This is a genomic window from Pseudomonas sp. FDAARGOS_761, assembly GCF_013343155.1.
In the GTDB taxonomy this organism is placed as follows: Bacteria; Pseudomonadota; Gammaproteobacteria; order Pseudomonadales; family Pseudomonadaceae; genus Pseudomonas; species Pseudomonas aeruginosa.
Genome location: NZ_CP054572.1, coordinates 3,388,396 through 3,414,574, shown reverse-complemented (window position 1 = coordinate 3,414,574; position 26,179 = coordinate 3,388,396). Strand labels below are relative to the sequence as shown.

Here is a 26,179-nt window from a genome sequence, read left to right as displayed (position 1 = left end):
CCCGCTGATATTCGACTGGCAGGAACCTGCATGAGTTTGCCACCCAATCTGGGGCCGCGTAACGGCATCCTGTCCTTGACCATCAAGGACAAGTCCGTGCTTTACGCCGCCTACATGCCGTTCATCAGGAACGGCGGGCTGTTCATTCCCACCAACAAGAACTACAAGCTTGGCGACGAGGTCTTCATGCTGCTCAACCTGATGGAAGAGCCGGAGAAGATCCCGGTGGCCGGCAAGGTCGTCTGGATCACCCCGAAGGGCGCTCAGGGCAACCGTGCGGCGGGCATCGGCGTGCAGTTCAACGACGGTGACAACACCGCCCGCAACAAGATCGAAACCTACCTGGCTGGGGCGCTGAAGTCGGACCGGCCGACCCACACGATGTAACGCTAGACAGGATCATGCTGGTCGATTCCCACTGCCACCTCGATCGCCTCGACCTGGCCGCCCATGGCGGCTCGCTCGATGCGGCGCTGGATGCCGCGCGAGCGCGTGGCGTCGGTCAATTCCTCTGCATCGGCGTCAGCGCCGACAATGCCCAGGCGGTGAAGGCCCTGGCCGAGCGCTATGCCGACGTGCACTGTTCGGTCGGCGTGCACCCGCTGGACCTGGAGCCCGGAAGCGCGCCAGCGCTGGACTGGCTGCTAGGCGAACTGGCGCATCCGCGGGTGGTGGCGATCGGCGAGACCGGCCTCGACTACCACTACGAACCGGAAGCCGCCGAGTTGCAGCAGGAGGCGTTTCGCCTGCACCTGGAAGCCGCGCGGATCACCGCCAAGCCAGTGATCGTGCACACCCGCGAGGCGCGCGCCGATACGCTGGCGCTGCTGCGCGAGGCGGCGTTGCCGCAGGCCGGCGTGCTGCATTGCTTCACCGAGGACTGGGAGATGGCGCGATCGGCGCTGGACCTGGGCTTCTACATTTCCCTGTCCGGCATCGTCACCTTCCGCAATGCCGATGCCCTGCGCGAGGTGGCTCGCCAGGTACCGGCCGACCGCCTGCTGGTGGAGACCGACTCGCCCTACCTGGCGCCGATTCCCCATCGCGGCAAGCCGAACCTGCCGGAATACGTGCGCGATGTCGCCGAATTCCTCGCGACGTTGCGTGGCGTCAGCCTGGAAACCCTGGCGGAGCAGACTACCGCCAATTTCCATCGGCTGTTTCCGTTGGCCCGCTAGGCCGACAAACGGATAAAAAAAACCCGGGTTCTGGGGGATGAATCCGGGTCAAGACCATTAGGAGTGGAACAAAGGTACGCATTCCTCGGTACCTTCACTGGCTGGGTACTTGGGGGGAGATACCGCGCGCCAGTACCTTTCAGTATTGGTCATGTTCGTGGGGCGTCCAGACAGGGCTGGCGGTTTTTTAAACAGATTTGGAATACCCTCGCCGTCCTTGAGCACCTAGGTGCCTGCGACCTGGCGCAAGATCGCCAGGGTGTCGTCGATCACCGTCGAACTCGTGTAGAAGTGCGGGGAAAAACGGATACCTCCGCCACGCTGGGCGCAAATGACCCGCTCCTGGCGAAGCGTTTCGAAGAGTGTCCGGCTGTCCTGGCCGTCCAGGCTGAAGGTCAGGATACCCGCGCGTCGGCTCGGGTTCCGCGGACTGTGCAGGCGTACCCCGGGAATTCCCGACAGACCGTCCTGTAGCCACTGGACGCGCTCGGCGATGTCTCTGCCGACCCGCTCCATGCCGACCTCCTCCAACAGCCCCAGGCTGGCCTCCAGGGCCATCGCGCCGAGCATGTTCGGGCTGCCGCATTCGAAGCGCCGGGCGCTGCGCGCCGGCCGCCAGTCGCGACGCTCGTAATCGAGGGCATGTTCCAGCATGTGCCAGCCATATTCGTGCAGCGCCAGGCGCTCGCGCTGCTCGGGATGGCAATAGAAGACGCCCAGCCCTTCGGGGCCGAGCATCCACTTGTGCCCATCGGCCATGGCGAAGGCACAATCGTAGGCCTGTACGTCGAAGGGCAGGGCGCCGAGCTGCTGGATCGCGTCGATGCAGAACAGCACGCCGCGGCGGCGACATCCCGTGCCGATGCGCTCCAGGTCAAGGCGCAGGCCGCTGGCGTACTGCACCGCGCTGATCGACAGCAGGCGGGTGCGTGGGCCGCAGGCGGCGAGCAGGGCGCCCTCGGGGTCGTCGCCGGCGAGACCGACCTCGACCACTTCGACGCCGCGCGGGCGCAAGGCTTCCCAGACCACTCTATTGGAGGGGAACTCCTCGTTGCCGATGACGACCTGGTCGCCCTCTCGCCAATCCAGGCCGAAGGCTACGAAGGAAAGCGCCTCGGAGGTGTTCTTGACCAGTGCGAGGTCGCTGCCGGCGCGCGCATTGAGCAGTCGGGCAAGGCGCTCGCGCAGGCGATGTTCTATCTTCAGCCATTCCGGATAGTCGCTGGCGCCGTGGGCGACGTTCTCCCGGGCGAAGGCGCTCACCGCGTCGGCGGCGCGTCTAGGCAGGGTGCGACCGCTGCGTGGTTGAGGTAGCGCAGACCGTTGGTCTGGTCGAATTCGTCCTGGTAACAATTCATCGTCGGATGTTCCGTGCATTTTCGTGCTGAATAGGCATAATACGCGGCTTCGATTTTTGACTCATTTTGACCTGACAGTCTTTTTATGCAGAAAGAGCCTCGCAAAGTTCGTGAATTTCGTCGCCGTGAACAGGAGATTCTCGATACCGCCCTCAAGCTGTTCCTCGAACAGGGGGAAGACAGCGTAACGGTCGAGATGATCGCGGATGCCGTCGGCATCGGCAAAGGCACGATCTACAAGCACTTCAAGTCCAAGGCGGAGATCTACCTGCGCCTGATGCTGGACTACGAGCGCGATCTCGCCGCCCTGTTCCATTCCGAAGACGTAGCCCGCGACAAGGAAGCCCTGTCGCGCGCCTACTTCGAGTTCCGCATGCGCGATCCGCAGCGCTACCGCCTGTTCGACCGCCTGGAAGAGAAGGTGGTGAAGACCAGCCAGGTGCCGGAGATGGTCGAGGAACTGCACAAGATCCGCGCCTCCAACTTCGAACGCCTGACCCAGCTGATCAAGGAGCGTATCGCCGACGGCAAGCTGGAGAACGTTCCGCCGTACTTCCATTATTGCGCTGCCTGGGCGTTGGTGCATGGCGCCGTGGCGCTGTACCACTCGCCGTTCTGGCGCGAGGTGCTGGAAGACCAGGAAGGTTTCTTCCACTTCCTGATGGATATCGGCGTGCGCATGGGCAACAAGCGCAAGCGCGAAGGCGACGCTCCCAGCGCCTGATGCCTGTGGTGCCGGGACGCAGTCACTGCGCCCCGCGCACTCTTTGCCGGCAGGGATATACTCGTCGCCCATCGATCCGCCGGCGGGACGTCGGCTGCCCATTTCCGGCGAATCCGCCGGCGGCACCGGCCCGCTGGCGGCTCCACGTTCGTTCAGGAGTTCTCCGATGAGTGTCCGTGAATTCCCTATCCACTACATCGAACCGGTGTTCCGGCCCCCGAGCGAGGCGCATTCGCTGATCCTCCCGGTGACCAATGGCTGTTCCTGGAACAAATGCGGCTTTTGCGAGATGTATACCCAGCCGCAAAAGAAATTTCGCGCCCGCGACGAGAACGAGGTACTGGAGGAGATCCGCCGCTGCGGCGAGCGCCTGATCGTCAAGCGGGTGTTTCTCGCCGATGGCGACGCCCTGGTATTGCCGACCCGCCGGCTGCTCGCGGTGCTGCAGGCGATTCGCGAGCACTTGCCGGAGGTGGAGCGGGTATCCAGCTACTGCCTGCCGCGCAACCTGCGCAGGAAGTCGGTCGACGAGTTGCGCGAACTGGCCGACGCCGGGCTGCGAATGGCCTATGTCGGCGCCGAGTCCGGCGACGACGAAGTGCTGGCACGGGTCAACAAGGGCGAGACCTATTCCTCTACCCTGGATGCGCTGGAAAAGCTTGGCGAGGCGGGGATCAGTCGTTCGGTGATGATCCTCAACGGTCTGGGCGGAATGACCCTGAGCGCGCAGCACGCGGACAACTCCGCGCGCCTGATGAACGCCGCCCAGCCGGAGTACCTGTCGACCCTGGTGGTGAGTTTCCCTACCGGCGAGCAGCGTTTCCGTGCTGGCTTCGCCGATTTCGAGGCGCTGGATCGGCGTGCCCTGTTCGTCGAGGTCGAACGCCTGTTGCAGGGATTGGAGCTCGAAGACACGGTATTTCGCAGCGACCACGCTTCCAACTATCTGGTGCTCAAGGGCGAGCTGGGTGCCGACAAGGCGCGCCTGCTGGCCGAGGTCCGCCAGGCCATCGAGCAGCCGCAGCACGCTGCCCTGCGCCAGGAGTGGCAGCGTGGCCTGTGATGGCGCGGAAGCTGCATCGGCTCGTCATTCGCCGGTTTTCCGACGCCGGCAGGGGAGATGACCGATGTTGCACCTGTTCCGTATCGCCCTGGCGATGCTCCTCCTGGGCAGCCTGTCCGCCTGCATGAAGCCCAGCGACCTGGCCGACGGCGCCGACTACTACCTGCGCGACGCCGGGGTGCTCGATCACAGCGCCAGCCAGCGCAGCAACAACCGGCGGATCCAGGCCGACTCCTTCATCTACATCGGCCAGGGCCCGTTCGTGCCGCCGGGCTACCGGTACGCGCGGCCGAACGTGGTGGCCGAGCAGGCCTTCGAAGGTTTCGTCGAGTATTTCCCGCTGGTGCGCCGCGCCAAGGCGCCGCTCGGCCTGGACGACGCGATGCGCGAGGCGCGTGCCGCCGGCGCCCACTACCTGCTGTACTGCCGTTTCGCCCGGGGCGACAACAGGATCGGCAACTGGGAGGAGTGGGAAGACGAAGAGGAACTCGGCCGGGTCGGGCGCGATCGCAGTGTCATCCAGGTCATGCTGATCGAGACCAGCACCCGTTTCCTGGTGGACAGCGCGACCATTCGCAGCCGCGGCGGTTTCCTGACGTTCTACGACGCCACCCCGGAAGACCTGCTGCGTCCGCCGCTGGAGCAATACGCCCAGGAATTGCTGGGCCTGAACAGTCGAGGAACAGGCTATGAGTGATACCGGCAAGGCCAACGACCTGCTGGCGCAGATCCCCAGGGGCGAAAAGAAGGGCCTGCCGCCCGTGCACCTGTGGAATCCGCCGTTCTGCGGCGACATCGACATGCGCATCGCCCGCGACGGCAGCTGGTTCTACCTGGGCACGCCGATCGGACGCAAGCCGATGGTGAAGCTGTTCTCCAGCATCATTCGCCGCGACGGCGACGACTATTTCCTGGTGACTCCGGTGGAAAAGGTCGGTATCCGCGTCGACGATGCGCCCTTCGTCGCGGTGACCCTGCAGGTGCAGGGCGAGGGCGGGGCGCAGGTACTGCGCTTCGCCACCAACGTCGAGGACGAGGTCGAGGCGGACGCCGGGCATCCGCTGCGCGTCGAGATCGACCCCCGCACCCAGGAACCCACGCCCTACCTGCGGGTGCGCGACAACCTCGAGGCGCTGGTGCATCGCAACGTGTTCTACCAACTGGTCGAGCTGGCGGTGCCGCGCCGGATCGACGGCATCGAATGGCTCGGCGTCTGGAGCCACGGCGAGTTCTTTCCCATCGGTCCGCAGCCGGACTGACAGGCGCAGCATGAAAAAAGGCTCCCGAGGGAGCCTTTTTCGTTTGCCTTACATGTTGGGGTAGTTCGGCCCGCCGGTACCTTCCGGCGCCACCCAGGTGATGTTCTGCGCCGGGTCCTTGATGTCGCAGGTCTTGCAGTGCACGCAGTTCTGCGCGTTGATCTGGAAGCGCTTGCTGCCGTCGTCGTTGGCCACCACTTCGTACACGCCTGCCGGGCAGTAGCGCTGGGCCGGCTCGTCGTAGAGCGGCAGGTTCTTCTCGATCGGAATGCTCGCATCGGCCAGCTTGAGGTGGATCGGCTGGTCTTCCTCGTGGTTGGTATTGGAGAGGAACACCGAGGACAGCTTGTCGAAGCTGAGCTTGCCGTCCGGCTTCGGGTAGTCGATCTTCGGCGCTTCGCTGGCCTTTTTCAGGCAGGCGTAGTCCGGCTTGTCGTCATGCAGGGTGACGGGGATCTTGCCGCCGAAGATGTTCTGGTCGATGAAGTTGAACGCGCCGCCGCCGATAGCGCCGAACTTGTGGATGGCCGCGCCGAAGTTGCGGCTGCGGAACAGTTCGTCGTACAACCAGCTGGCCTTGAACGCATCGACGTAGTTGGACAGCTCGTCGCCGCCTTCGCGGCCGGCGGCCAGGGCCTCGGCGATCGCGTCGGCGGCGAGCATGCCGGACTTCATCGCGGTGTGGCTGCCCTTGATCTTGGCGAAGTTCAGGGTGCCGAGGTCGCAACCGATCAGCGCGCCGCCGGGGAAGACCATCTTCGGCAGCGAATTCAGGCCGCCCTTGCAGATGGCCCGGGCGCCGTAGGCCACGCGCTTGCCGCCTTCCAGGTACTGCTTGACCACCGGGTGGTGCTTGTAGCGCTGGAACTCGTCGAACGGCGACAGGTGCGGGTTGCTGTAGGACAGGTCGATGATCAGGCCGACGAACACCTGGTTGTTCTCCAGGTGGTAGAGGAACGAGCCGCCGGTATTTTCGTCGTTCAGCGGCCAGCCGGCGGTATGGACCACCAGGCCGGGCTTGTGCTTGGACGGGTCGATGTCCCAGATTTCCTTGATGCCGATACCGTAGTGCTGGGCATCGGCCTCGCTGTCCAGGTTGTATTTCTTGATCAGTTGCTTGCCGATGTGCCCGCGGCAGCCTTCGGCAAACAGGGTGTACTTGGCCCGCAGCTCCATGCCGGGGGTGTAGTAGCCTTCTTTCGGGTTGCCTTCGCGGTCGACGCCGAGGTCGCCGGTGACGATGCCGCGGACCACGCCGTTCTCGTCGATCAGCGCTTCCTGGGCGGCGAAGCCCGGGTAGATCTCCACGCCCAGTCCTTCGGCCTGCTGGGCCAGCCAGCGGCAGAGGTTGCCCAGGGAGATGATATAGTTGCCCTCGTTGTGCATGGTCTTGGGCACGAAGAAGTTGGGCACCTTGGTAGCGCTCTCGGCGCTCTTCAGGACGTAGATGTCGTCGCCGGTCACCGGAGTATTGAGCGGCGCGCCGAGTTCCTTCCAGTCGGGGAACAGCTCGTTCAGCGCGCGCGGCTCGAACACCGCGCCGGAGAGGATGTGGGCGCCCACTTCGGAACCCTTCTCGACCACGCAGACGCTGATCTCTTGACCGGCTTCGGCGGCCTTCTGCTTCAGTCGGCATGCGGCGGACAGACCGGCGGGGCCGGCGCCGACGATGACGACGTCGAATTCCATGTATTCGCGTTCCACTATCGATCTCCTACTCAAGGCTCACGGTATCTGTTTATTGGTGGCTGAGATCTTTCCCTGATCAGAGCGGGCGCATTATATATAGCTGCATGGGCAGGTCCAATACAAACGTTTGTTTGAATTCTTTGGAAGCCTGATAGAATCGGCATTCGAGGGGGGGAAACCACCCTTTTGCCGTATTGACCGAAAAGGGTGATCCGGTCAAGATACGGGCGGTTTTGCGGTCGCTGTCTAGCAGAGTGTCGGTTTCCGGCCGGCGAGCATCACCGGCCAGGCCTGTCTGGCGACATCCTTATTCACCGGAGAATAACGAGGAATCCATGAAGGTTCTTGTAGCAGTCAAACGAGTGGTCGACTACAACGTCAAGGTCCGCGTCAAGGCGGACAACTCCGGCGTCGACCTCGCCAACGTCAAGATGTCCATGAACCCCTTCTGCGAAATCGCCGTGGAAGAAGCCGTGCGCCTGAAAGAGAAGGGCGTGGCTACCGAGATCGTCGCTGTCTCCGTCGGCCCGACCGCCGCCCAGGAGCAACTGCGCACCGCGCTGGCGCTGGGCGCTGACCGTGCGATCCTGGTGGAGAGCAACGACGAGCTGAACTCCCTGGCCGTGGCCAAGCTGCTCAAGGCCGTGGTCGACAAGGAGCAGCCGCAGCTGGTGATCCTCGGCAAGCAGGCCATCGACAGCGACAACAACCAGACCGGCCAGATGCTCGCCGCGCTGACCGGCTACGCCCAGGGCACCTTCGCCTCCAAGGTCGAGGTCGCTGGCGACAAGGTCAACGTGACCCGCGAGATCGATGGCGGTCTGCAGACCGTCGCGCTGAACCTGCCGGCCATCGTCACCACCGACCTGCGCCTGAACGAGCCGCGCTACGCGTCGCTGCCGAACATCATGAAAGCCAAGAAGAAGCCGCTGGACGTGGTGACCCCGGACGCCCTGGGCGTTTCCACCGCTTCCACCGTGAAGACCCTGAAGGTCGAGGCGCCGGCTGCACGCTCCGCTGGCATCAAGGTCAAGTCCGTGGCTGAACTGGTAGAGAAACTGAAGAACGAGGCGAAGGTAATCTAATGGCTATCCTGGTTATCGCTGAGCACAACAACGCGGCCCTGGCGGCTGCCACCCTGAACACCGTTGCCGCTGCCAAGGCCATTGGCGGCGACATCCACGTGCTGGTCGCCGGACAGAACGTTGCCGCCGTGGCCGAAGCCGCCGCCAAGGTCGAGGGCGTCTCCAAGGTGCTGGTCGCCGACAACGCCGCCTACGCCCATCAACTGCCGGAAAACGTCGCACCGCTGATCGCCGAGCTGGGCAAGAACTACAGCCACGTGCTGGCCCCGGCTACCACCAACGGCAAGAACTTCCTGCCGCGCGTCGCCGCGCTGCTGGACGTCGACCAGATCTCCGAGATCGTCGAAGTGGTCAGCCCCGACACCTTCAAGCGTCCGATCTACGCCGGTAACGCCATCGCTACCGTGCAGTCCTCGGCTGCGGTCAAGGTGATCACCGTGCGTACCACCGGCTTCGACGCCGTCGCCGCCGAAGGCGGTTCGGCTGCCGTCGAGCAGGTTTCCGGCCCGGCCGATGCCGGCAAGTCCGCCTTCGTCGGCGAAGAGCTGGCCAAGTCCGACCGTCCGGAACTGACCGCTGCCAAGATCGTGGTCTCCGGCGGCCGCGGCATGCAGAACGGCGACAACTTCAAGATCCTCTACGCCCTGGCCGACAAGCTGGGTGCCGCAGTCGGCGCTTCCCGCGCCGCGGTCGACGCCGGTTTCGTGCCGAACGACATGCAGGTCGGCCAGACCGGCAAGATCGTCGCCCCGCAGCTGTACATCGCGGTGGGCATCTCCGGCGCCATCCAGCACCTGGCGGGCATGAAGGACTCGAAGGTGATCGTCGCGATCAACAAGGACGAAGAGGCGCCGATCTTCCAGGTCGCCGACTACGGCCTGGTCGCCGACCTGTTCGACGCCGTACCGGAGCTGGAAAAGGCCGTCTGAGCCCGATTCCAAGCCGACAAGACCCGCTCCCCGGAGCGGGTTTTTTTATGTCCGGGCTGCGACGCGTGACCCTTTGGTCACGATTCCTGCCTTCGGTCCGCCCAAGCGGAGGTGTCTCATTTACAATGCGCGACGTCTCTAGCTCCTGAATGTGCTTTTCCGGCATCTAGCAACCGAGGTTTTCATGATCATCAAACCGCGCGTGCGTGGCTTCATCTGCGTCACTACCCATCCGGCAGGCTGCGAGGCCAACGTCAAGCAACAGATCGACTACGTCGAGGCCAAGGGCCCCGTCGTCAACGGACCGAAGAAGGTCCTGGTCATCGGTTCCTCCACCGGCTATGGCCTGGCTGCCCGCATCACCGCCGCGTTCGGTTCCGGCGCCGATACCCTCGGGGTGTTCTTCGAGCGTCCGGGCAGCGAGAGCAAGCCGGGCACCGCCGGCTGGTACAACTCGGCGGCCTTCGAGAAGTTCGCCCACGAGAAAGGCCTGTATGCCCGCAGCATCAATGGCGACGCTTTCTCCGACGAGGTGAAGCGGCTGACCATCGAGACCATCAAGCGCGATCTCGGCAAGGTCGACCTGGTGGTCTACAGCCTGGCCGCGCCGCGCCGTACCCATCCGAAGAGCGGCGAAGTGTTCTCCTCGACCCTCAAGCCGATCGGCAAGTCGGTCAGCTTCCGTGGCCTGGACACCGACAAGGAAGTGATCAAGGACGTCGTCCTGGAGGCGGCCAGCGATCAGGAGGTCGCCGATACCGTTGCGGTGATGGGCGGCGAGGACTGGCAGATGTGGATCGATGCGCTGCTGGAGGCCGACGTGCTGGCCGACGGCGCGAAGACCACCGCGTTCACCTACCTGGGCGAGAAGATCACCCACGACATCTACTGGAACGGTTCCATCGGCGCGGCCAAGAAGGATCTCGACCAGAAGGTCCTCGGTATCCGCGACAAGCTCGCCCCTCTGGGCGGCGATGCGCGCGTGTCGGTGCTCAAGGCGGTGGTGACCCAGGCCAGCTCGGCGATCCCGATGATGCCGCTGTACCTGTCGCTGCTGTTCAAGGTGATGAAGGAGCAGGGCACCCACGAAGGTTGCATCGAGCAGGTCGACGGCCTGTACCGGGAGAGCCTGTACGGCGCCGAGCCGCGCCTCGACGAGGAAGGCCGCCTGCGTGCCGACTACAAGGAACTGCAGCCGGAAGTGCAGTCCCGTGTCGAGGAGCTGTGGGACAAGGTAACCAACGAGAACCTTTACGAGTTGACCGACTTCGCCGGCTACAAGAGCGAGTTCCTCAACCTGTTCGGTTTCGAGGTCGCTGGGGTCGACTACGAGCAGGACGTCAACCCGGACGTGCAGATCGCCAACCTGATCCAGGCCTGAGGCCTGTATCCGAGCCGTCCTCGCGACGGCTCCCGCTCCCCCGAACCGGCGCCCAGGCGCCGGTTCGCGTTTTCAGCGACCGGCCACCTGGGCGTTCCGTACGCCGTCGAGGAAGGCCTGGTAGTGCTGCGCGGTTTCCTCCGGGCGTTCGACCATCGGCACGTGTCCGCAGTTTTCCATGATCACCACGCTGGGCCGCTTCAGCAGCGGACGCATCACCTCGATGCTGGAGACGTCCAGCACGCGGTCGCGGTCGCCCCATAGCAGCAGGGTCGGTGCCTCGATCTTCGGCAGTTCCGGCTCCAGCGGGATGTAGCGCTGGCGCAGTTGTTCGAATATCTGCGCGTTGAACGCCGACGCGGCTACCGCGCGTTCGCCGAGGTAGCGCTTGAGCGGCGCCGGCAGCGGCGGTTGCTGGACGAACACGAAGTCGAGCAGCTTCTGGAAGTCTTCCGGCTGGCGCACCACCAGGGGATTCTCGCCGCGCTCCAGGTCCTCGAACAGTTCGCTCTTGCGCGCCGGCATTACCCCGGCGTTGTCGATCAGCGCCAGCGATAGCACCTGTTCCGGATGGCGCGCCGCGTAGAGCGCGGCGATGTGCCCGCCCATGGAGTTGCCGGCCAGGTGCAGGCGGCGCACGCCGATGGCGGCGGCGAAATTGGCGACTCGCTCGGCCTGGGTGCCGACGTCGTAGCTGGCCTGTTGCGGCTTGCTGCTGTCGCCGAAGCCGGGCAGGTCGAGGGCGACCACATGGTAGCGCTCGGTCAGCGGCCGGGCGAAGCGCAGCCAGTTGTCCTTGTCGGCGCCGAAGCCGTGGATCAGCAACAGGGTCGGGTTCTTTTCCGAGCCGCCTTCCAGGTAGGCGATCTCCAGGTTGTCGACCTGCACGCTGTGCTCGCTGAGACCGGCGAGGCCGCGCTCGACGGTGCGTACGCTGGCGAGGAGGGTAGCCGGGACGAAGTAGAGGACGCCGGCGGCGACCGCCAGCAGCAGAACCAGACCGAGGAGGAATCGTTTCATGGGTGTCCGAAGGCTTCAGGAAAAAAGGGGCCAGCGCTGAACGCTAGCCGTGCCGGCCCGCTGTCGCAAGCCTTGCGACGAGTCTAGGCGTGCTGCCGGTGGTCGGCGCCGAACCTAAGGACGGCGGTTCATTCGCCGGGTCGATAGAGATGTCGATGCTCGGCGCGGTACAGCGAAGAGTCGGCGAAGCCTTCGGCGGCCAGCACCTCGCCGACCAGGATCAGCGCGGTGCGACGGAAATTCCTGGCGGCGACCTTGGGCAGGATGTCGCCGAGGGTGCCGCGAACCTGTTCCTGGTCGGGCCAACTGGCCCGGTGGATCACCGCGACCGGGCAGTCGGCGCCGTAGTGCGGCAGCAGTTCCTCGACGATCTTCGCCAGGTGGGCGACGCCCAGGTGGATCGCCAGGGTCGCCCGGTGCCGCGCCAGGTCGCCCAGGCTCTCGCCTTCCGGCATCTTCGTGCGTGCGGCGTAGCGGGTCAGGATCAGCGTCTGGGACACTTCGGGCAGGGTCAGCTCGCAGCCGAGCAGGGCGGCACAGGCGGCGGTGGCGGTGACTCCGGGGACGATCTCATAGGGGATGCCGAGTTCGCGCAGGTGGCGAATCTGCTCGCCGATGGCGCCGTACAGGGAGGGATCGCCGGAATGCACGCGGGCTACGTCGAGGCCGCGGCGATGGGCTTGCGCGAGTAGCTCGACGATCTGTTCGAGGTCCAGCTCGGCGGTGTTCACCACCTGGCCGGCCTGGTGCCCCTCGAGCAGCGCTTGCGGAACCAGCGAGCCGGCGTAGAGGATCACCGGGCACTGGCGGATCAGGCGCTGCCCCTTGACGGTGATCAGGTCGGGGTCGCCGGGACCGGCGCCGATGAAATAGACGGTCATGGGAGTTCTCGTTCGGTGAGAAGACGTGCCAGGGCGATGCTCGCCCGATCATCGCTGCGTTTCGCCCCGAGCAGATCGGCGCGACTGCCACCCAGGCGTTCGGCCAGGGCCAGGGCGGCGGCCTCGGCGACGCTGGAGCAGCCGGTTTCGCGCAGCGCGACGGCGGAGGGGCTGAGCAGGCGCGGCTCGTAGTCGTGCAGGACGGCGGGCGCCAGGAAATGCACGGGGCGTTCGAGCAGCGTGGCCAGTTGCCGCAGGCCGGGTTCGTCGCGTTTGCCGTCGATGCTGGCGAGGGCGTCCAGGTCGGCCAGGCTGCGCCCGTGTTCGCCCAGCGTTCGCTCCAGCAGCGCGCGTAGATGCTCGGCGCTACAGCCTCGGCGGCAGCCGATGCCGGCGATCAGCAGGCTGGGGATGGGCAGGGGCATGCGCGCACCGGAGGAGATGGAAGGAGAGGCACTATGGACCCGCGACCGGCAAGGGTCGCGGGTGGCAGGAGGTCAGGCGTCGACGCCGCCCCGGTTGCGCCGGAACAGCCAGGCAGCGGCCAGGCCGAGGGCGGCCCAGAACAGCGCATTGCTGACCAGCGAGGCGATCACGAAACGCTGGGCCAGGGCTTCCGGCGCCAGGCTGGCATGGACCTCGGGCTGCGGCGCGCCGAACAGGTGCGGCAGCGCCAGCAGGACGGCGCCGACCAGCTTCAGCGGCCAGTTGCCGCCGAACACCAGCAGGGCCAGGCCCACCGCGGTGGCGGCGGCGGTGGCGATCCACCAGTACTGGCGTTGCACCAGGTCGGCCGCGGCGGTACCCGGCAGCTCCGGCGGCAGGCCCAGCGACGGCGCAAGGCAGAACACCGCGTAGCCGGCCAGGCCCCAGAGCAGGCCCTGCCAGGTCTGGCCCGGCGCGCGCAGGGTGAAGAGGCCGGCGAGCATCAGGGCGAAGCCGACCGCCACCACCAGGTTGCCGCCGGTGGTGGAGAGGGTACGCTGCCAGCCGTCCTCCGGCTCCCAGGCCTCCTCGTCGTGGACATGGGCGGCGACGCCGGGGGCGTGTTCGTGGGGCTGGGTCGCGACCGGCTCGCTCTTCTCGTAGGTCTCCGCCTCGAGGATCAGCGGGGTGACCCAGAGAATCTGCAGCAGGGTCAGCAGCAGGGCGGCGAGCAGGCCGGCGAAGCCGGCGGTCTGGGCGATGCGCTTGATCATTCTGGTTCTCTCGCGACTCAGTGGCAGGGGAAGCCGGAGCTGTGCCGGGTATCGTGGGCGGCGTTGTGTACCGCGTCGATGTGCGAGAAACCGGCGAAATAGACCAGCAGCGCGCCGAGCAGGCCGGCGCCGATGGCCAGGCTCAGTCGCTTCGACAGGGAGGTGGTGGAGCTGGCGTGCGCCAGGGTGCTGCTGGACATGGTGCGTTCCCTCTGGATTGGCATGGGCGTGGCAGAGGAGTACGCACGAGGAACGGGACCGGACGGCCCGCTTCACGCTTGCGCCCGCCCACCGCGGGTGAATCAAACGAAAGGTTCCAGGCCGGTCTCCGGGCTCGCGCGCGATGCGCTTACCGTTGCGGGGGCAGCGCCGGACTGGCTCGGAGAGCGTCACCGGCTTCCCGTTTCACCTCGTGCGCGCCGGCACGAGACACCTGGGACAACCCGCCTAGGACAGCATGAAGGACCGCCGGGCGTCAACCGGCCCGATTGACCCTGGCCCGCGCACTGCGTAGCCTTGCCGGTTCGAGGTTCCTCGCCGGCGACGGCGGGGCTAAGAGGGAACGCGGTCGATGCCGCGGCTGCCCCCGCAACTGTGAACGGCGATCGTTCCCCAATGCCACTGCGTGACGCGGGAAGGCGGGGAACCGGCGGAGACGCCAGACCGTGAGCCAGGAGACCTGCCTCGTCGATCCCGTGGCGCGATGCCCGGGGACAAGACTTCCATACAACCGGGCGGGGTGATCCGGTGGCGAATCCGTTGCGCGGCCCCTGCGTCCGCGCCACTCGTCCGCATGCCCGCCGAGCTGAACAAGGGCTGCCCATGAAAACCCTGGCGAAACTCCCCGTCACCATCGTCACCGGCTTCCTCGGCGCCGGCAAGACCACCTTGCTCCGGCACATGCTGGACAACGCCGAAGGCCGGCGCATCGCGGTGATCGTCAACGAGTTCGGCGAACTCGGCATCGACGGCGAGATCCTCAAGCAATGTTCCATCGGTTGCAGCGAAGAAGAGGCGCAGGGCCGCGTTTTCGAGCTGGCCAACGGTTGCCTGTGCTGCACCGTGCAGGAAGAGTTCTTCCCGGTGATGCGCGAGCTGGTGGCGCGCCGCGGCGACCTTGACCAGATCCTCATCGAGACCAGCGGCCTGGCCCTGCCCAAGCCGCTGGTGCAGGCTTTCCAGTGGCCGGAAATCCGCAACGCCTGCACGGTCGACGCGGTGATCACCGTGGTCGACAGCCCGGCGGTGGCGGCCGGCACCTTCGCCGCCCATCCCGAGCAGGTGGACCAGCAACGCCGCCAGGACCCCAACCTCGACCATGAATCGCCGCTGCACGAACTGTTCGAGGACCAGTTGGCCAGCGCCGACCTGGTGATCCTGAACAAGGCCGACCAGCTCGACGCCGAGGCCCTGGCGCGGGTCCGCGCGGAGATCGCCGGGGAGCTGCCGGCGGCGGTGAAGATCGTCGAGGCGAGCCGGGGCGAGCTGCCGCTCCCGGTCTTGCTGGGCCTCAACGCCGAGGCCGAGCTGCACATCGACGGCCGGCCGACCCACCACGACCACGAAGGCCACGAGGACCACGACCACGACGAGTTCGACTCCTTCCACGTCGATCTTCCCGAGGTGGAGGAATCTGCGCTGCTCGAGGCCCTCGGCGAACTGGTGGAGCGTCACGACATACTTCGCATCAAGGGGTTCGCCGCCATTCCGGGCAAGCCCATGCGCCTGTTGGTGCAGGGCGTCGGCAAGCGCTTCGACAGGCATTTCGACCGCAAGTGGCTGGCCGACGAAGCCCGCAGTACCCGGCTGGTGGTGATCGGCCAGGAGCTGGACCAGGCCGCCATCGCCAACCAGCTGCGCACAGCGCTTGCCTGATCCGTGATCCCCGGCCGGGGCCGGCGATGGCGATTCGCCGGCCCCAGCTTCTTGCGTCCTACCGGTAGAACGTCCATGCACCTGTTGCGCACCCAACCTGGCGGCTTCGTTCCCGACGACGGCATCGCCCACCTGGCCCAGACTCCCGCCGAGCTGGTGATCCTCTGCAGCGGCGATTCGCACCTGGCATTGCTGGCCGAGGCCGCCCGTGCGCTGCCGGACGACTACCCGAGCCTGCGCCTGGCCAACCCCATGCAGTTGCAGAACCACGCCTCGGTGGACCTCTACGTCGAGGAAGTGCTGCGGCACGCACGGGTGATCCTGCTTTCGCTGCACGGCGGCATCGGCTACTGGCGCTACGGCGTGGAGCAACTGGTGGCGCTGGCCGAGCGCGGCGCGCTGCTGATCCCGGTGCCCGGCGACGACCGCCCCGACCCGGAGCTGAGCGCCCTCGGCAACCTGCCGGCGGAGCAGGCCGAGCGCTTCTGGCAATACTTGCGCCAGGGTGGCCTGGAGAACGCCGGGCAGTTCTACCGCTGCCTGGCCAGCCAGTGCCTCGGCCGCGACTACGCCTGGCGCGAACCGCAGGCGCTGCCGCGGGTGGCGCTGTTCCATCCACGGCATGCCGAGGCGACCCTGGAACACTGGCGTGCCGACTGGCAGGCCGGGCGTCCGGTGGTCGCGTTGCTGTTCTATCGCACCCACCTGCAGGCAGCCAACACCGCCTTCATCGCACGCTTCTGCGAACGCCTCGCGGCGCAGGGGCTCAACCCGTTGCCGATCGCGCTGGCCAGCCTCAAGGAAAGCACCTGCCTGGCGCAGGTGGAAGACTGGCTGGAGCGCAGCGACGCCGCGCTGATCGTCAATACCACCGGTTTCGCCCAGTCCAATCCGGAGGCGCCCGAGTTGCGTCCGTTCCGTCGCGACGTGCCGGTGTTGCAGGCGATCTGCTCGCTGGACAACCGCCCGCTCTGGCTGGACAACCCGCAAGGCCTGGGGCCGCGCGACCTGGCCATGCACGTGGCGCTGCCGGAGCTGGACGGACGTATCGTCACCCGGCCGATCAGTTTCAAGGGCCTGGCCTGGCGCAGCGAACGCAGCGAGAGCGACGTGGTCTGCTACCTCGCCGACGACGAGCGCATGGGTTTCGTCGCCGAACTGGCGCGGCTCTGGGCCGAGCTGGCGCGCAAGCCAAACGCGGAAAAACGGGTGGCGCTGGTGCTGGCCAACTACCCGACCCGCGATGGCCGGATCGGCAACGGCGTCGGCCTGGACACCCCGGCCGCGGCGCTGAACATCCTTCGTGCCCTGCGCCAGCAGGGCTACCCGGTCGACGGACTGCCCGCCAGCGGAACCGAGCTGATCCGCCAGTTGCTCGGCGGCGTCAGCAACGACCTGGAGCATCTCGACCTACGGCCCTGCGCCCAGAGCCTGGCGCTGGACGACTACCTGGCCTGCTTCGCACGCCTGCCGGAGCGCAATCGCCAGGCGGTGCTGGCGCGCTGGGGCGAGCCGCAACAGGACCCGATGTTCCGCGACGGACGGATGATGGTCGCCGGCCTGCGCTATGGCCTGACCTTCGTCGGCATCCAGCCGGCGCGCGGCTATCAGCTCGATCCGGCAGCGATCTACCACGATCCCGACCTGGTGCCGCCGCACGGCTACCTGGCGTTCTACTTCTGGCTGCGCCACGCCTACCGCGCCGATGCCCTGCTGCACGTCGGCAAGCACGGCAACCTGGAATGGCTGCCGGGCAAGGGAGTCGGCCTGTCCGCCGAATGCTGGCCGGACGCGTTGCTCGGTCCGCTGCCGAACATCTATCCGTTCATCGTCAACGACCCGGGGGAGGGCGCCCAGGCCAAGCGCCGCACCCAGGCGGTGATCATCGACCACCTGATGCCGCCGCTGACCCGCGCCGAGAGCTACGGCCCGTTGCGCGACCTGGAGCGCCTGGCCGACGAGTTCTACGATGCCTCGCTGCTCGACCCGCGCCGCGCCGAACAGTTGCGCGGCGAGATTCTCGTCCTCCTGCGCGACAACCGTCTCGACCGCGAGATCGGCTTGCAGCTCAGCGACGATCCGGACAGTTGGCTGCCGCAGCTGGACGCCTATCTCTGCGACCTGAAGGAGTCGCAGATCCGCGACGGCCTGCATGTGTTCGGCGAATCGCCGAGCGGGCGATTGCGCCTGGATACCCTGCTGGCGCTGCTGCGGGTTCCGCGCGGCGATGGCAAGGGCGCCAACGCCGGGTTGCTGAAGAGCCTGGCGGACGACCTTGGCCTGGGCTTCGATCCGCTGGCCTGCGACATGGGCGAGGCCTGGCAGGGCGCGCGGCCGGCCTGCCTGGAAGAGCGGGGCGGGGAGCCCTGGCGTACTCTCGGGGATACCCGCGAACGCCTGGAATTGCTGGCGTTGCACTGGATAGAACGCTGCCTGGGCGGCGAATCGCCGCCTGCCACCTGGCGTGCCAGCGGCGAGGTGTTGCGCGGCTTGTGCGAACAGGTGGCACCGACCCTGGACGCCTGTGGCGCGGCCGAGATCGACGGGCTGCTGGCAGCCCTCGAAGGGCGCTTCGTACCGGCCGGTCCGAGCGGCGCGCCGAGTCGCGGGCGACTCGACGTGCTGCCCACCGGACGCAACTTCTTCTCGGTGGACGTGCGCAACCTGCCGACCCCGACCGCCTGGCGCATCGGCTTCCAGTCGGCCAACCTGCTGCTCGAGCGTCACCTGCAGGAACATGGCGATCACCTGCGCCAGCTCGGCCTCTCGGTGTGGGGCACGGCGACCATGCGCACCGGCGGCGACGACATCGCCCAGGCCCTGGCCCTGCTCGGCGTGCGACCGGTCTGGCAGGCCGGCAGCCAGCGCGTCGCCGATTTCGAGATCCTCCCGGTCTCCCTGCTGGACCGCCCGCGGGTCGACGTGACGCTGCGGGTCTCCGGGTTCTTCCGCGACGCCTTCGCCAACCTGATCCGCCTGTTCGATGCGGCGGTGCAGGCGGTCGCCGAGCTGGACGAGGCGGAGGAGTTGAACCCGCTGGCCGCTCGCGTACGCCTGGAACGCCAGCGCCTCGAGGCGCAGGGTACGGCGCCGGCGGAGGCGCGCCGGCAGGCCGGCTGGCGGATCTTCGGCGCCAAGCCGGGTGCCTACGGCGCCGGCGTGCAGGGCGCAATCGAAGAGCGGCTGTGGGAGACCCGCGCCGACCTTGCCGAGGTCTACCTGAACTGGGGCGGCTACGCCTACGGTGCCGCCGACGACGGCACGCCGGCGCGGGAACGCTTCGCCCAGCGCCTGGAACGCCTGCAGGCGGTGCTGCACAACCAGGACAACCGCGAGCACGACCTGCTCGATTCCAACGACTACTACCAGTTCCAGGGCGGCATGCTGGCGGCGGTGGAAACCCTGCGCGGCGCGCCGGTGGCCAGTTACCACGGCGACCACAGCCAGCCGGACAACCCGCGCATCCGCACGCTCAAGGAAGAACTCAACCGGGTGGTGCGGGCGCGGGCGGTGAATCCGAAGTGGATCGCCGGGATGAAGCGCCACGGCTACAAGGGTGCCTTCGAACTGGCGGCGACGGTGGACTACCTGTGCGCCTTCGATGCCACCAGCGAGCTGATCGACGACCACCAGTACGCGCTGCTGGCCGACGCCTACCTGCTCGACGCGGAGACCCGCGAGTTCGTCCGCCAGCACAATCCGCAAGCCTTGCGCGACATGGCCGAGCGCCTGGTGGAGGCGCAGCGGCGCGGGCTCTGGCAGGAGCCGGGGGCCTATCGCGAGGCCCTGGAGAACCTGCTGCTGGACGTCGAAGAGGAATAGCGGAGCGGCATGGCCGCTCGCGCCGCTTTCAGCGCCCCTCGGCGAGCCGCCGGGCGGCGTCGCGGAGAATCCGCTCGGTGCCTTCCCAGCCGAGGCAGCCGTCGGTGATCGAGACGCCGTAGCGCAGTTCGCCGCCGAGCGCCTGGCAACCGTCGAACAGGTGGCTTTCCAGCATTACCCCGACCAGGTCGCTGGCGCCGACCAGGCGCTGGTCCAGCACGCTGGCGAGGACGCCGGGCTGGTTCAGCGGGTTCTTGCCGCTGTTGGCGTGACTGCAATCGACCATCATCCGCGTGGCGATGCCCTGGCTTTCCAGGGCCTGGCGTACGGCCTGCACCTGCTCGGGGCCGTAGTTCGAACCGTGGCGGCCGCCGCGCAGCACCACATGGGTGTCCGGATTGCCGCGGGTCTCGATCAGCGCCGGGTGACCGTGCGGGTCGAGGCCGAAATGGCGGTGGCCGTGGGCCGCCGAACGGATCGCGTCGCAGGCGATGCCGACGCCGCCGTCGGTGCCGTTCTTGAAGCCCACCGGCAGGCCGAGGCCGCTGACCAGCTCGCGGTGGATCTGCGATTCGCTGGTGCGCGCGCCGATCGCCGCCCAGCTCAGCAGGTCGTCGAAGTAGCCGGCGGCCAGCGGTTGCAGGAGTTCGGTGGCCAGCGGCAGGCCGAGGCGCAGCATGTCCAGCATCAGTTGCCGGGATAGCGCCAGGCCGGCGGCCATGTCGTCGCTGCCATCCAGGTGCGGGTCGTAGGCGAGGCCCTTCCAGCCCACCGTGGTGCGTGGCTTTTCCACGTAGGCGCGCATCACCAGGAGCAACTGGCCGTCGAGTTCGTCGCTCAGCGCGGCGAGGCGTTCGGCGTATTCGAGGGCGGAGCGGGGATCGTGGATCGAACAGGGACCGACTACCACCAGCAGGCGTGGGTCGTCGCCGTCGAGGATGGCGCGGATGGCGTCGCGGCTGGCGGCGACCTGGCTGGCCAGCTCCAGCGGCAACGGCTGGCGAGCCTTGAGTTCGAGCGGGCTGGGCAGGCGTTCCAGGGCGGTACGGGCGGTGGCGCTGGGCAGGGCGACGGCCTGGGCGTTCGGCGAAAGGGCGGTCAGTGCGGATACGGATGAGTTCATGGTCTGGCTTCCTGGGCTGGCGGCGGGCATCCCGCGCGCGTCGTGCCCTATCGAGGTGTTCGGCAATGTCGTGGGTTGGCGAGCGGCTGGCGGCCGTCGCTAAATCGCCAGGTGTTGAGCGGGTAGCCAGTGCGGTAGCGGTATGCGGTCATGATCGATGTCCTGTGCGTTGGTCTGTGGTTGTGGCCTTGTGGGCCGGAAAATCGGGCTGGAAAAACAAAACCCCCGGTCGGGGAGCCGACCGGGGGTTTGCGTGTGCAGGGTAGGCGTCCCGTATACCGTGGGCGCCGTTGGGGTATCAGGCGCCGGAGTGGCTAAACCAATACCCGAAGAAATACGCGGCACGGGGTGCCTGCGGCGCACGCGCGCGCAACGACAGGCCAGGGCGCGAGGCGCTGGAGTGCAGGTGCGGATGGCGGGTGTGCGGCATGGGTTTCTCCCGTGAACGAGTCCCGAGCTTACTGCAAGCGAGGCGGCCGGTTCAACGACTGTTTCACGGTTCGATACCGGCGCCGCCGGCCTGATAGACTTGGCGGTCCGTATTTCCGTCCGCCGCAGGAATCCCCATGAGCGCTACCGTGCATTACCCCCTGTCCGCCGTGGTCGCCGCCGACGAACTGAAGCTGGCGCTGTGCCTGGCCGCGGTCGATCCGGCGATCGGCGGGGTACTGATCGAGGGGCCGCGCGGAATGGCCAAGTCGACCCTGGCGCGGGGCGTCGCCGAACTGCTGCCGGCGGGCGAGTTCGTTACCCTGCCGCTGGGCGCCAGCGAGGAGCGCATCGTCGGCAGCCTCGACCTGGACGCCGCCCTCGGCGAAGGTCGCGCGCGGTTTTCCCCGGGCGTGCTGGCCAAGGCCGACGGCGGCGTGCTCTACGTCGACGAGGTGAACCTGCTACCGGACCACCTGGTGGATTTGTTGCTCGACGTCGCCGCCAGCGGCGTCAACCTGGTCGAGCGCGATGGCATTTCCCACCGGCATCCGGCGCGTTTCGTGCTGATCGGCACGATGAACCCGGAAGAGGGCGAACTGCGCCCGCAACTGCTCGACCGTTTCGGCCTCAACGTGCGCCTCGACACCCAGCCGCCGCCGGCCGAGCGGGCAGAGATCATCCGTCGCCGGCTGGCCTTCGATGCCGACCCGCAGGCCTTCGTCGAACGCTGGGAAGGCCAGCAGGACACCCTGCGCCGCCGTTGCGCCGAGGCGCGCCGGCGGCTGGCGCGGATTCCCCTGGACGATGCGGCGCTGGACAGCATCGCCCGACGCTGCTTCGAGGCGGCTGTCGATGGCCTGCGCGCCGACCTGGTCTGGCTGCGCGCGGCGCGCGCCCATGCGGCCTGGCGCGGCGGCGAGCGGATCGAGGCGGAGGACATCGATGCGGTGGAACATTTCGCCCTGCTGCATCGCCGTCGCCAGTCGAGCCCGCCGCCATCGGCGGCCAATCCACCGCCACCGCCCGCGGCCCCTGCCGCGCTCCCGGAGCGCGCCGGCGACGGCGAAGGGCAGTGGGGCGAATTGCCGGCTCGGCCGGTGGCCATGGGGACCGCCCGCGAGCTGCCGCGCTGGCCAAAAAAGCCCTGAGCATCCGCCCGCGCTCGGTCATGGGTGCGGATGCCAGGAGCAGACCCGGAGCCCTGCGCGGCGGTCTTGGCGGCGCCCTGAGCCAGGGTGCGGAGGGCGCCATCCAATGGTTGCCGACCCTGCTGCGCGGACGTCCCCGACAGCGCCGCGACCTGCTTCGCCAGCCGCGCAGCCGGCACCCGGGCGAACTCTGGCTGGTGATCGTCGATGCCTCCGCCAGCACCCGCCGGTACGGCGCCCTGGCCCAGGCCAAGGGGTTGTTGGCGACGCTGTTCGAGGAGGCCTATCGGCAGCGCGTCCGCCTGGCCGTGCTGCACGCCACCGGGCAGCAGGCGCAATGGCTCTGGCAGGGGCAGAAGGCTTCGCGGGAGTTGCAGGACTGGCTACGCCAGCTGGGCGCCGGCGGCGGTACGCCGCTGCTCGACGCCCTGCACCAGGCCGCTGGCTGGCTGGCGCGCCGACAGCGGCAGAAACCCGCCGAGCATCAGCGTCTGCTGGTGCTTACCGACGGCCGCCTGCGCGACTGGCCGGCGCTGCCGGAGGCTGCCTGCCCGAGTCTGCTGATCGACCTCGAAAGCGGCCCGTTGCGCCTGGGCAAGGCCGAGCGCCTGGCCCGGGAGCTGGGGGCCGAGTATCGGCATATCAGTGAATTGAACGAAGTCTGAGGGCGTTTCGGCGAGCCCTGCGGCTTTTTCGGTCAAATTGTATTTCGAGTGTCATTCAATAAATATTATGCGCGTAATATCTTCCTGCGATCCAGCCAATCCATCTCACGGAGATATCCTCATGTCGCCGATTTCAGTCGTTATCGCCGGTTACGCCCGTTCGCCGTTCCACTTCGCCAGGAAAGGCGCGCTGGTCGATATCCGCCCGGATGACCTGGCCGCCGCGGTGCTCAAGGGCCTGGTGGAGAAACTCGATCTCGACCCTGTTCTGCTGGAGGACGTGGTCATGGGCTGCGCCTATCCGGAGGCGGAACAGGGCATGAACATCGCGCGCATCGCCAGTTTCCGCGCCGGCTTCCCGCAGAGCCTCGGCGGCGCGACCCTCAACCGTTTCTGCGGTTCGTCCATGAGCGCTGTCCACTACGCCGCCGGGCAAGTCCTGCTGGGCGCCGGAGAAGCCTTCATCGCCGCCGGGGTGGAGTCGATGACCCGGGTGCCGATGGGCGGCTTCAACCTGTCGCCCAATCCCGCGTTGCTGCAGGACTATCCGGCGGTATACATGAGCATGGGGCAGACCGCCGAGAATGTCGCCGAGCGCTACGCCGTCAGCCGCGTCGAGCAGGAAGAGATGGCCGTACGTTCCCACGCCAAGGCAGTCGCCGCGCGCGAGGCCGGCTTGCTGCGCGAGGAGATCGTCGCCATCGACACACCTGCCGGCCGGGTCGCCGAGGATGGCTGCATCCGCCCGGGTACCAACCTGGAGAGCCTGGCCCAACTGAAGCCGGCGTTCGGCGGCAGCGTCACCGCCGCCACCTCGTCGCCGCTCACCGATGGCAGCGCTGCGCTGCTGGTCTGTAGCGAGGAATTCGCGCGCCGCCACGGGCTGGCGATCCTGGCGCGGATCAAGGCGGTGGCGGTGGCCGGTTGTGCGCCGGAGATCATGGGCATGGGTCCGGTGCAGGCGACGCGCAAGGTCCTGCAACGGGCCGGGCTGGGCATCGCCGACATCGACCTGGTGGAGATCAACGAGGCCTTCGCCAGCCAATCCATCGCCTGCATCCGCGAACTGGGGCTGGACATGGACAGGATCAACCTGGATGGCGGCGCCCTGGCCATCGGCCATCCGCTGGGCGCCACCGGCGCGCGGATCACCGGCAAGGCCGCCGCGTTGCTGCGGCGCACCGGCGGGCGCTATGCCATCGCCACCCAGTGCATCGCCGGCGGCCAGGGCGTGGCGACCCTGCTGGAAGCGGTGGAGTGATCGCGCGCCAATGAAAAAAGGCCCGGTGGATGAGCCGGGCCTGGATGGGGAACCTGCGCCGGCGGCCCGGCGCAGGGTAGTCGCGGTTACTTGATGAAGTCGTGACCCCAGCGTTCGATCTGGCTGGCGCTCTTCTGCATCTGCAGCGACCGCGATTGTGCTTTCTGCCCGGCGGCGGCGATCTCGTCGTCGACCACCTTGGTCGACAGCGACAGCCAACTGGTCACGAAGGCCATGGCGTCGCTGTGGATCTCCAGGGCGTCCTGGTTGATGTTGGCGATGCCGTCGCACTTGCTGTGGTAGCACTCGTCGTAGGCCTTGCCGGCGGTGCCGCCGTACTTCTGCGCCTGCTCTTCGGTCTTCAGGCCCTCGGCGCCGGTGAACAGGCCGCCGAAAGCGATGCCGCTGTTGAAGAACTCGGCGTAGTCGGAGCGGAAGTCGATCTCGGTGCCTTCCGATTGCTGGCCGCGCAGGCGGAAGTAGGCTTCGAACAGGCGCTCGATGGCGGCCGAGCCGGGCGGACCCTGGAGGCCGAAGTCGGAACCGTCGCCGTCATAGATGAAGTTGCCGAAGTTCGGCGAGCCGATCATGTCGAAGTTCAGGTAGGCCTTGATCTTCTTCTTCTCTTCCGGGGCGAGGTTCTGCACGTAGTGGGTCGAGCCCACCAGGCCGGCTTCCTCGGCGCCCCACCAGGCGAAGCGCACCTTGTTGACCGGCAGCGCCTTGGCCAGCAGCACGGCCATCTCCAGTTGGGCGGCGCTGCCCGAACCGTTGTCGTTGATACCGGGGCCTTCGAACACCGAGTCGAGGTGCGCGCCGACCATCACCACGTTGTTCGGGTTGCCGCGACGGGTCTCGGCGACCACGTTGTAGGTCTCGGTCTTCTTGCGTACCACGTCGACCACCAGGTGCAACTGCAGGTCCGGGGTCTGCGACCAGGCCACGCCGTTGTCGTAGGTGGCGAAGATCACCGGGATGCCGCCCTCGTAGGACTCGCCCACGGTGACGTTCTCCAGGCCCTTGCGGTCGTCGGTGTTGCCCTGGTTGAAGATGATCACCCCGGCGGCACCGGCGGCCGCGGCGTTCTCGGCCTTCTGCTCGAAGTTGCAGGTGCCGCGCTGGATCAGCGCGATCGAGCCGGCCGGGAAGTTGGCGAAGTCTTCCGCTTCGCAACCGCTGGTGGAGGTGTTGCCGGCGCCGAGGGACAGGTCCACCGGGACCACCTTGGCGGTGACATCGCCTGCCTCGGTCTGCGACAGGTAGGTGAAATCCTTCTCCCATTCGTAGGTGACCGGCTGCGGCACGGTGGCGCTCAGGCTACCCGGGCCTTTCGGGTAGTAGGCGGTGAACGGGAAGGGCTGCACGCTGACCTTGTAGCCGGCTTTCTGCAGGGTCTGCTTCACGTAGTCGACGGAGGCCTGGTAGCCCGGCGTGGCGGCGGCGCGGTTGCCGTCGTTGAGGCTGGCGATGTCTTCCAGCTTCTGCAGGCGCTTGACCACGTTGCTGGCTTGCAGGCAGCGCGGCAGGCCAAGCGGGGTGCTGACCAGCAACGGCGATTTGCAGATCGACGGGTTGGGTTTGCCGGGGGTCCAGAACTCGGTGAACTGTTGCGCTTCCGAAGGTGCCGCCAGGGATGCGGCGGAAACCGAGAGGGCGAGGGCGCCGAGTGCGTATCTGAGATTGTTCTTGTTGCTCATGAGACTCCGTTCCTTGTGAGGCGATGATCGATAAGCCGTTGATGGCATGGCGCTATTGCCCGAAATGTCGCCTCGGGCACGGCCTGACTGCCAGACTAGGAGCGCTTTCCGGGCTGTCCTGGCGTAATTCCTGAAATGTGAATTTCATCAACTTTTCGCGGAAGAATTGCTGATAGCTCGCTGGCGGGATGGAGGGCGGCTTTCTATCGTTAATGCCCTTCGGCGCGGGCCCATGGCCGTTGGTCGGGGCTGGGAGGATGGTGCAGCAGGAAGGAAACCGTCTGGCGCGCGGATAAGCGCGCGAGCGGAGGTGAACGGCGGCAGCGCTGTCACAGATTTGTTGGAATTTTTGTATACATTCTTCTGGATATTTTCGGATCGAATTGTCTA

22 protein-coding genes, 1 pseudogene and 2 riboswitches are annotated in these 26,179 nt (G+C 67.0%); of the genes and pseudogenes, 14 read left to right on the top strand and 9 right to left on the bottom strand.

Annotation, left to right across the window (positions count from 1 at the left end):
* Positions 1 to 30 precede the first annotated feature (30 nt).
* On the top strand, positions 31 to 387 hold the full coding sequence (locus tag FOC67_RS15880) for a PilZ domain-containing protein (protein ID WP_003091119.1): 357 nt from the start codon (positions 31 to 33) through the stop codon (positions 385 to 387).
* Positions 388 to 401: 14 nt separating this feature from the next.
* A complete protein-coding gene (locus tag FOC67_RS15875; protein ID WP_003091117.1) occupies positions 402 to 1,178 on the top strand; it encodes a TatD family hydrolase in 777 nt (258 codons plus the stop codon).
* A 225-nt stretch (positions 1,179 to 1,403) separates the two neighbouring features.
* Here the strand turns inward: FOC67_RS15875 and FOC67_RS15870 are convergent.
* A pseudogene (locus tag FOC67_RS15870) lies at positions 1,404 to 2,536 on the bottom strand (aminotransferase class V-fold PLP-dependent enzyme).
* An 85-nt stretch (positions 2,537 to 2,621) separates the two neighbouring features.
* Here FOC67_RS15870 and FOC67_RS15865 point away from each other — a divergent pair.
* The 4 genes from FOC67_RS15865 (at position 2,622) to FOC67_RS15850 (ending at position 5,582) form a co-directional block, all read left to right on the top strand.
* Positions 2,622 to 3,260, top strand: a complete 639-nt coding sequence (locus FOC67_RS15865) for a TetR/AcrR family transcriptional regulator (RefSeq protein ID WP_003091114.1) — start codon at positions 2,622 to 2,624, stop codon at positions 3,258 to 3,260.
* 166 nt (positions 3,261 to 3,426) lie between these two features.
* Positions 3,427 to 4,323, top strand: coding sequence for a radical SAM protein (locus FOC67_RS15860; protein WP_003091113.1), 897 nt, complete (start codon positions 3,427 to 3,429; stop codon positions 4,321 to 4,323).
* Between the two features lie 64 nt (positions 4,324 to 4,387).
* A complete protein-coding gene (locus tag FOC67_RS15855; protein ID WP_003091112.1) occupies positions 4,388 to 5,020 on the top strand; it encodes a DUF4823 domain-containing protein in 633 nt (210 codons plus the stop codon).
* A complete protein-coding gene (locus FOC67_RS15850; protein WP_009313837.1) occupies positions 5,013 to 5,582 on the top strand; it encodes a DUF1285 domain-containing protein in 570 nt (189 codons plus the stop codon). Before FOC67_RS15855 ends, FOC67_RS15850 begins: the two co-directional genes overlap by 8 nt.
* A gap of 48 nt (positions 5,583 to 5,630) precedes the next feature.
* On the opposite strand, the gene FOC67_RS15845 is transcribed toward FOC67_RS15850, so the two are convergent.
* Positions 5,631 to 7,286 (bottom strand): electron transfer flavoprotein-ubiquinone oxidoreductase, encoded by a 1,656-nt coding sequence (locus FOC67_RS15845; RefSeq protein ID WP_003091109.1) that lies wholly within the window; start codon positions 7,284 to 7,286, stop codon positions 5,631 to 5,633.
* Between the two features lie 320 nt (positions 7,287 to 7,606).
* Between FOC67_RS15845 and FOC67_RS15840 the strand changes: the two genes are divergently transcribed.
* The 3 genes from FOC67_RS15840 (at position 7,607) to fabV (ending at position 10,666) form a co-directional block, all read left to right on the top strand.
* Positions 7,607 to 8,356 carry an electron transfer flavoprotein subunit beta/FixA family protein gene (locus tag FOC67_RS15840; RefSeq protein ID WP_003091107.1) on the top strand — a complete coding sequence of 250 codons (750 nt, stop codon included), beginning with the start codon at positions 7,607 to 7,609 and terminating at the stop codon, positions 8,354 to 8,356.
* The gene (locus tag FOC67_RS15835; protein WP_003091099.1) at positions 8,356 to 9,285 is read left to right on the top strand and encodes an electron transfer flavoprotein subunit alpha/FixB family protein; all 930 of its coding nucleotides are present in this window, start codon (positions 8,356 to 8,358) and stop codon (positions 9,283 to 9,285) included. Before FOC67_RS15840 ends, FOC67_RS15835 begins: the two co-directional genes overlap by 1 nt.
* Positions 9,286 to 9,469: 184 nt before the next feature.
* Positions 9,470 to 10,666: an enoyl-ACP reductase FabV gene (fabV, locus tag FOC67_RS15830; protein ID WP_003102929.1), complete on the top strand. Its 1,197-nt coding sequence runs from the start codon at positions 9,470 to 9,472 to the stop codon at positions 10,664 to 10,666.
* Between the two features lie 72 nt (positions 10,667 to 10,738).
* Here fabV and FOC67_RS15825 read toward each other — a convergent pair whose 3' ends face one another.
* From FOC67_RS15825 to FOC67_RS15805, 5 genes are all read right to left on the bottom strand, one after another.
* Positions 10,739 to 11,686: an alpha/beta fold hydrolase gene (locus tag FOC67_RS15825; protein ID WP_003091085.1), complete on the bottom strand. Its 948-nt coding sequence runs from the start codon at positions 11,684 to 11,686 to the stop codon at positions 10,739 to 10,741.
* A gap of 128 nt (positions 11,687 to 11,814) precedes the next feature.
* On the bottom strand, positions 11,815 to 12,567 hold the full coding sequence (cobM, locus tag FOC67_RS15820; RefSeq protein WP_003102926.1) for a precorrin-4 C(11)-methyltransferase: 753 nt from the start codon (positions 12,565 to 12,567) through the stop codon (positions 11,815 to 11,817).
* Positions 12,564 to 12,992 carry a cobalamin biosynthesis protein gene (locus tag FOC67_RS15815; RefSeq protein ID WP_003110203.1) on the bottom strand — a complete coding sequence of 143 codons (429 nt, stop codon included), beginning with the start codon at positions 12,990 to 12,992 and terminating at the stop codon, positions 12,564 to 12,566. Before FOC67_RS15815 ends, cobM begins: the two co-directional genes overlap by 4 nt.
* A gap of 72 nt (positions 12,993 to 13,064) precedes the next feature.
* On the bottom strand, positions 13,065 to 13,766 hold the full coding sequence (locus FOC67_RS15810) for a CbtA family protein (RefSeq protein WP_009313838.1): 702 nt from the start codon (positions 13,764 to 13,766) through the stop codon (positions 13,065 to 13,067).
* A gap of 17 nt (positions 13,767 to 13,783) precedes the next feature.
* Positions 13,784 to 13,966: a CbtB-domain containing protein gene (locus FOC67_RS15805; protein WP_003091059.1), complete on the bottom strand. Its 183-nt coding sequence runs from the start codon at positions 13,964 to 13,966 to the stop codon at positions 13,784 to 13,786.
* 101 nt (positions 13,967 to 14,067) lie between these two features.
* Positions 14,068 to 14,218, bottom strand: a riboswitch (cobalamin riboswitch).
* 58 nt (positions 14,219 to 14,276) lie between these two features.
* Positions 14,277 to 14,468: riboswitch (cobalamin riboswitch) on the top strand.
* 120 nt (positions 14,469 to 14,588) lie between these two features.
* Between FOC67_RS15805 and cobW the strand changes: the two genes are divergently transcribed.
* Positions 14,589 to 15,641, top strand: coding sequence for a cobalamin biosynthesis protein CobW (gene cobW / locus FOC67_RS15800; RefSeq protein WP_009313839.1), 1,053 nt, complete (start codon positions 14,589 to 14,591; stop codon positions 15,639 to 15,641).
* A 75-nt stretch (positions 15,642 to 15,716) separates the two neighbouring features.
* Positions 15,717 to 19,463 (top strand): cobaltochelatase subunit CobN, encoded by a 3,747-nt coding sequence (cobN, locus tag FOC67_RS15795; RefSeq protein WP_174707743.1) that lies wholly within the window; start codon positions 15,717 to 15,719, stop codon positions 19,461 to 19,463.
* A 28-nt stretch (positions 19,464 to 19,491) separates the two neighbouring features.
* Here cobN and FOC67_RS15790 read toward each other — a convergent pair whose 3' ends face one another.
* Positions 19,492 to 20,586 carry a 3-deoxy-7-phosphoheptulonate synthase gene (locus tag FOC67_RS15790; protein WP_003091055.1) on the bottom strand — a complete coding sequence of 365 codons (1,095 nt, stop codon included), beginning with the start codon at positions 20,584 to 20,586 and terminating at the stop codon, positions 19,492 to 19,494.
* Between the two features lie 566 nt (positions 20,587 to 21,152).
* Between FOC67_RS15790 and FOC67_RS15785 the strand changes: the two genes are divergently transcribed.
* The 3 genes from FOC67_RS15785 to FOC67_RS15775 all read left to right on the top strand — a co-directional run bounded on the left by FOC67_RS15785 (position 21,153) and on the right by FOC67_RS15775 (position 24,092).
* Complete coding sequence (locus FOC67_RS15785) at positions 21,153 to 22,166, top strand: ATP-binding protein (RefSeq protein WP_009313842.1); 1,014 nt, start codon at positions 21,153 to 21,155, stop codon at positions 22,164 to 22,166.
* Between the two features lie 20 nt (positions 22,167 to 22,186).
* On the top strand, positions 22,187 to 22,831 hold the full coding sequence (locus FOC67_RS15780) for a VWA domain-containing protein (RefSeq protein ID WP_009313843.1): 645 nt from the start codon (positions 22,187 to 22,189) through the stop codon (positions 22,829 to 22,831).
* A gap of 121 nt (positions 22,832 to 22,952) precedes the next feature.
* A complete protein-coding gene (locus FOC67_RS15775) occupies positions 22,953 to 24,092 on the top strand; it encodes a thiolase family protein (RefSeq protein ID WP_003110287.1) in 1,140 nt (379 codons plus the stop codon).
* 86 nt (positions 24,093 to 24,178) lie between these two features.
* Here the strand turns inward: FOC67_RS15775 and paaP are convergent, their stop codons facing one another.
* Positions 24,179 to 25,789, bottom strand: coding sequence for an aminopeptidase PaaP (gene paaP, locus FOC67_RS15770; RefSeq protein WP_003101464.1), 1,611 nt, complete (start codon positions 25,787 to 25,789; stop codon positions 24,179 to 24,181).
* Positions 25,790 to 26,179: the final 390 nt, after the last annotated feature.

What these genes read in the sequence shown, in the direction of transcription:
- FOC67_RS15805 (WP_003091059.1), bottom strand. Translation starts at nt 13,966, where the DNA reads ATGTCCAGCAGCACCCTGGCGCACGCCAGCTCCACCACCTCCCTGTCG.
- FOC67_RS15835 (WP_003091099.1), top strand. Translation starts at nt 8,356, where the DNA reads ATGGCTATCCTGGTTATCGCTGAGCACAACAACGCGGCCCTGGCGGCT.
- FOC67_RS15825 (WP_003091085.1), bottom strand. Translation starts at nt 11,686, where the DNA reads ATGAAACGATTCCTCCTCGGTCTGGTTCTGCTGCTGGCGGTCGCCGCC.
- FOC67_RS15875 (WP_003091117.1), top strand. Translation starts at nt 402, where the DNA reads ATGCTGGTCGATTCCCACTGCCACCTCGATCGCCTCGACCTGGCCGCC.
- FOC67_RS15790 (WP_003091055.1), bottom strand. Translation starts at nt 20,586, where the DNA reads ATGAACTCATCCGTATCCGCACTGACCGCCCTTTCGCCGAACGCCCAG.
- FOC67_RS15860 (WP_003091113.1), top strand. Translation starts at nt 3,427, where the DNA reads ATGAGTGTCCGTGAATTCCCTATCCACTACATCGAACCGGTGTTCCGG.
- FOC67_RS15815 (WP_003110203.1), bottom strand. Translation starts at nt 12,992, where the DNA reads ATGCCCCTGCCCATCCCCAGCCTGCTGATCGCCGGCATCGGCTGCCGC.
- FOC67_RS15780 (WP_009313843.1), top strand. Translation starts at nt 22,187, where the DNA reads ATGGGTGCGGATGCCAGGAGCAGACCCGGAGCCCTGCGCGGCGGTCTT.
- cobW (WP_009313839.1), top strand. Translation starts at nt 14,589, where the DNA reads ATGAAAACCCTGGCGAAACTCCCCGTCACCATCGTCACCGGCTTCCTC.
- FOC67_RS15880 (WP_003091119.1), top strand. Translation starts at nt 31, where the DNA reads ATGAGTTTGCCACCCAATCTGGGGCCGCGTAACGGCATCCTGTCCTTG.
- fabV (WP_003102929.1), top strand. Translation starts at nt 9,470, where the DNA reads ATGATCATCAAACCGCGCGTGCGTGGCTTCATCTGCGTCACTACCCAT.
- FOC67_RS15850 (WP_009313837.1), top strand. Translation starts at nt 5,013, where the DNA reads ATGAGTGATACCGGCAAGGCCAACGACCTGCTGGCGCAGATCCCCAGG.
- cobM (WP_003102926.1), bottom strand. Translation starts at nt 12,567, where the DNA reads ATGACCGTCTATTTCATCGGCGCCGGTCCCGGCGACCCCGACCTGATC.
- FOC67_RS15855 (WP_003091112.1), top strand. Translation starts at nt 4,388, where the DNA reads ATGTTGCACCTGTTCCGTATCGCCCTGGCGATGCTCCTCCTGGGCAGC.
- FOC67_RS15865 (WP_003091114.1), top strand. Translation starts at nt 2,622, where the DNA reads ATGCAGAAAGAGCCTCGCAAAGTTCGTGAATTTCGTCGCCGTGAACAG.
- FOC67_RS15775 (WP_003110287.1), top strand. Translation starts at nt 22,953, where the DNA reads ATGTCGCCGATTTCAGTCGTTATCGCCGGTTACGCCCGTTCGCCGTTC.
- FOC67_RS15810 (WP_009313838.1), bottom strand. Translation starts at nt 13,766, where the DNA reads ATGATCAAGCGCATCGCCCAGACCGCCGGCTTCGCCGGCCTGCTCGCC.
- FOC67_RS15785 (WP_009313842.1), top strand. Translation starts at nt 21,153, where the DNA reads ATGAGCGCTACCGTGCATTACCCCCTGTCCGCCGTGGTCGCCGCCGAC.
- FOC67_RS15840 (WP_003091107.1), top strand. Translation starts at nt 7,607, where the DNA reads ATGAAGGTTCTTGTAGCAGTCAAACGAGTGGTCGACTACAACGTCAAG.
- paaP (WP_003101464.1), bottom strand. Translation starts at nt 25,789, where the DNA reads ATGAGCAACAAGAACAATCTCAGATACGCACTCGGCGCCCTCGCCCTC.
- cobN (WP_174707743.1), top strand. Translation starts at nt 15,717, where the DNA reads ATGCACCTGTTGCGCACCCAACCTGGCGGCTTCGTTCCCGACGACGGC.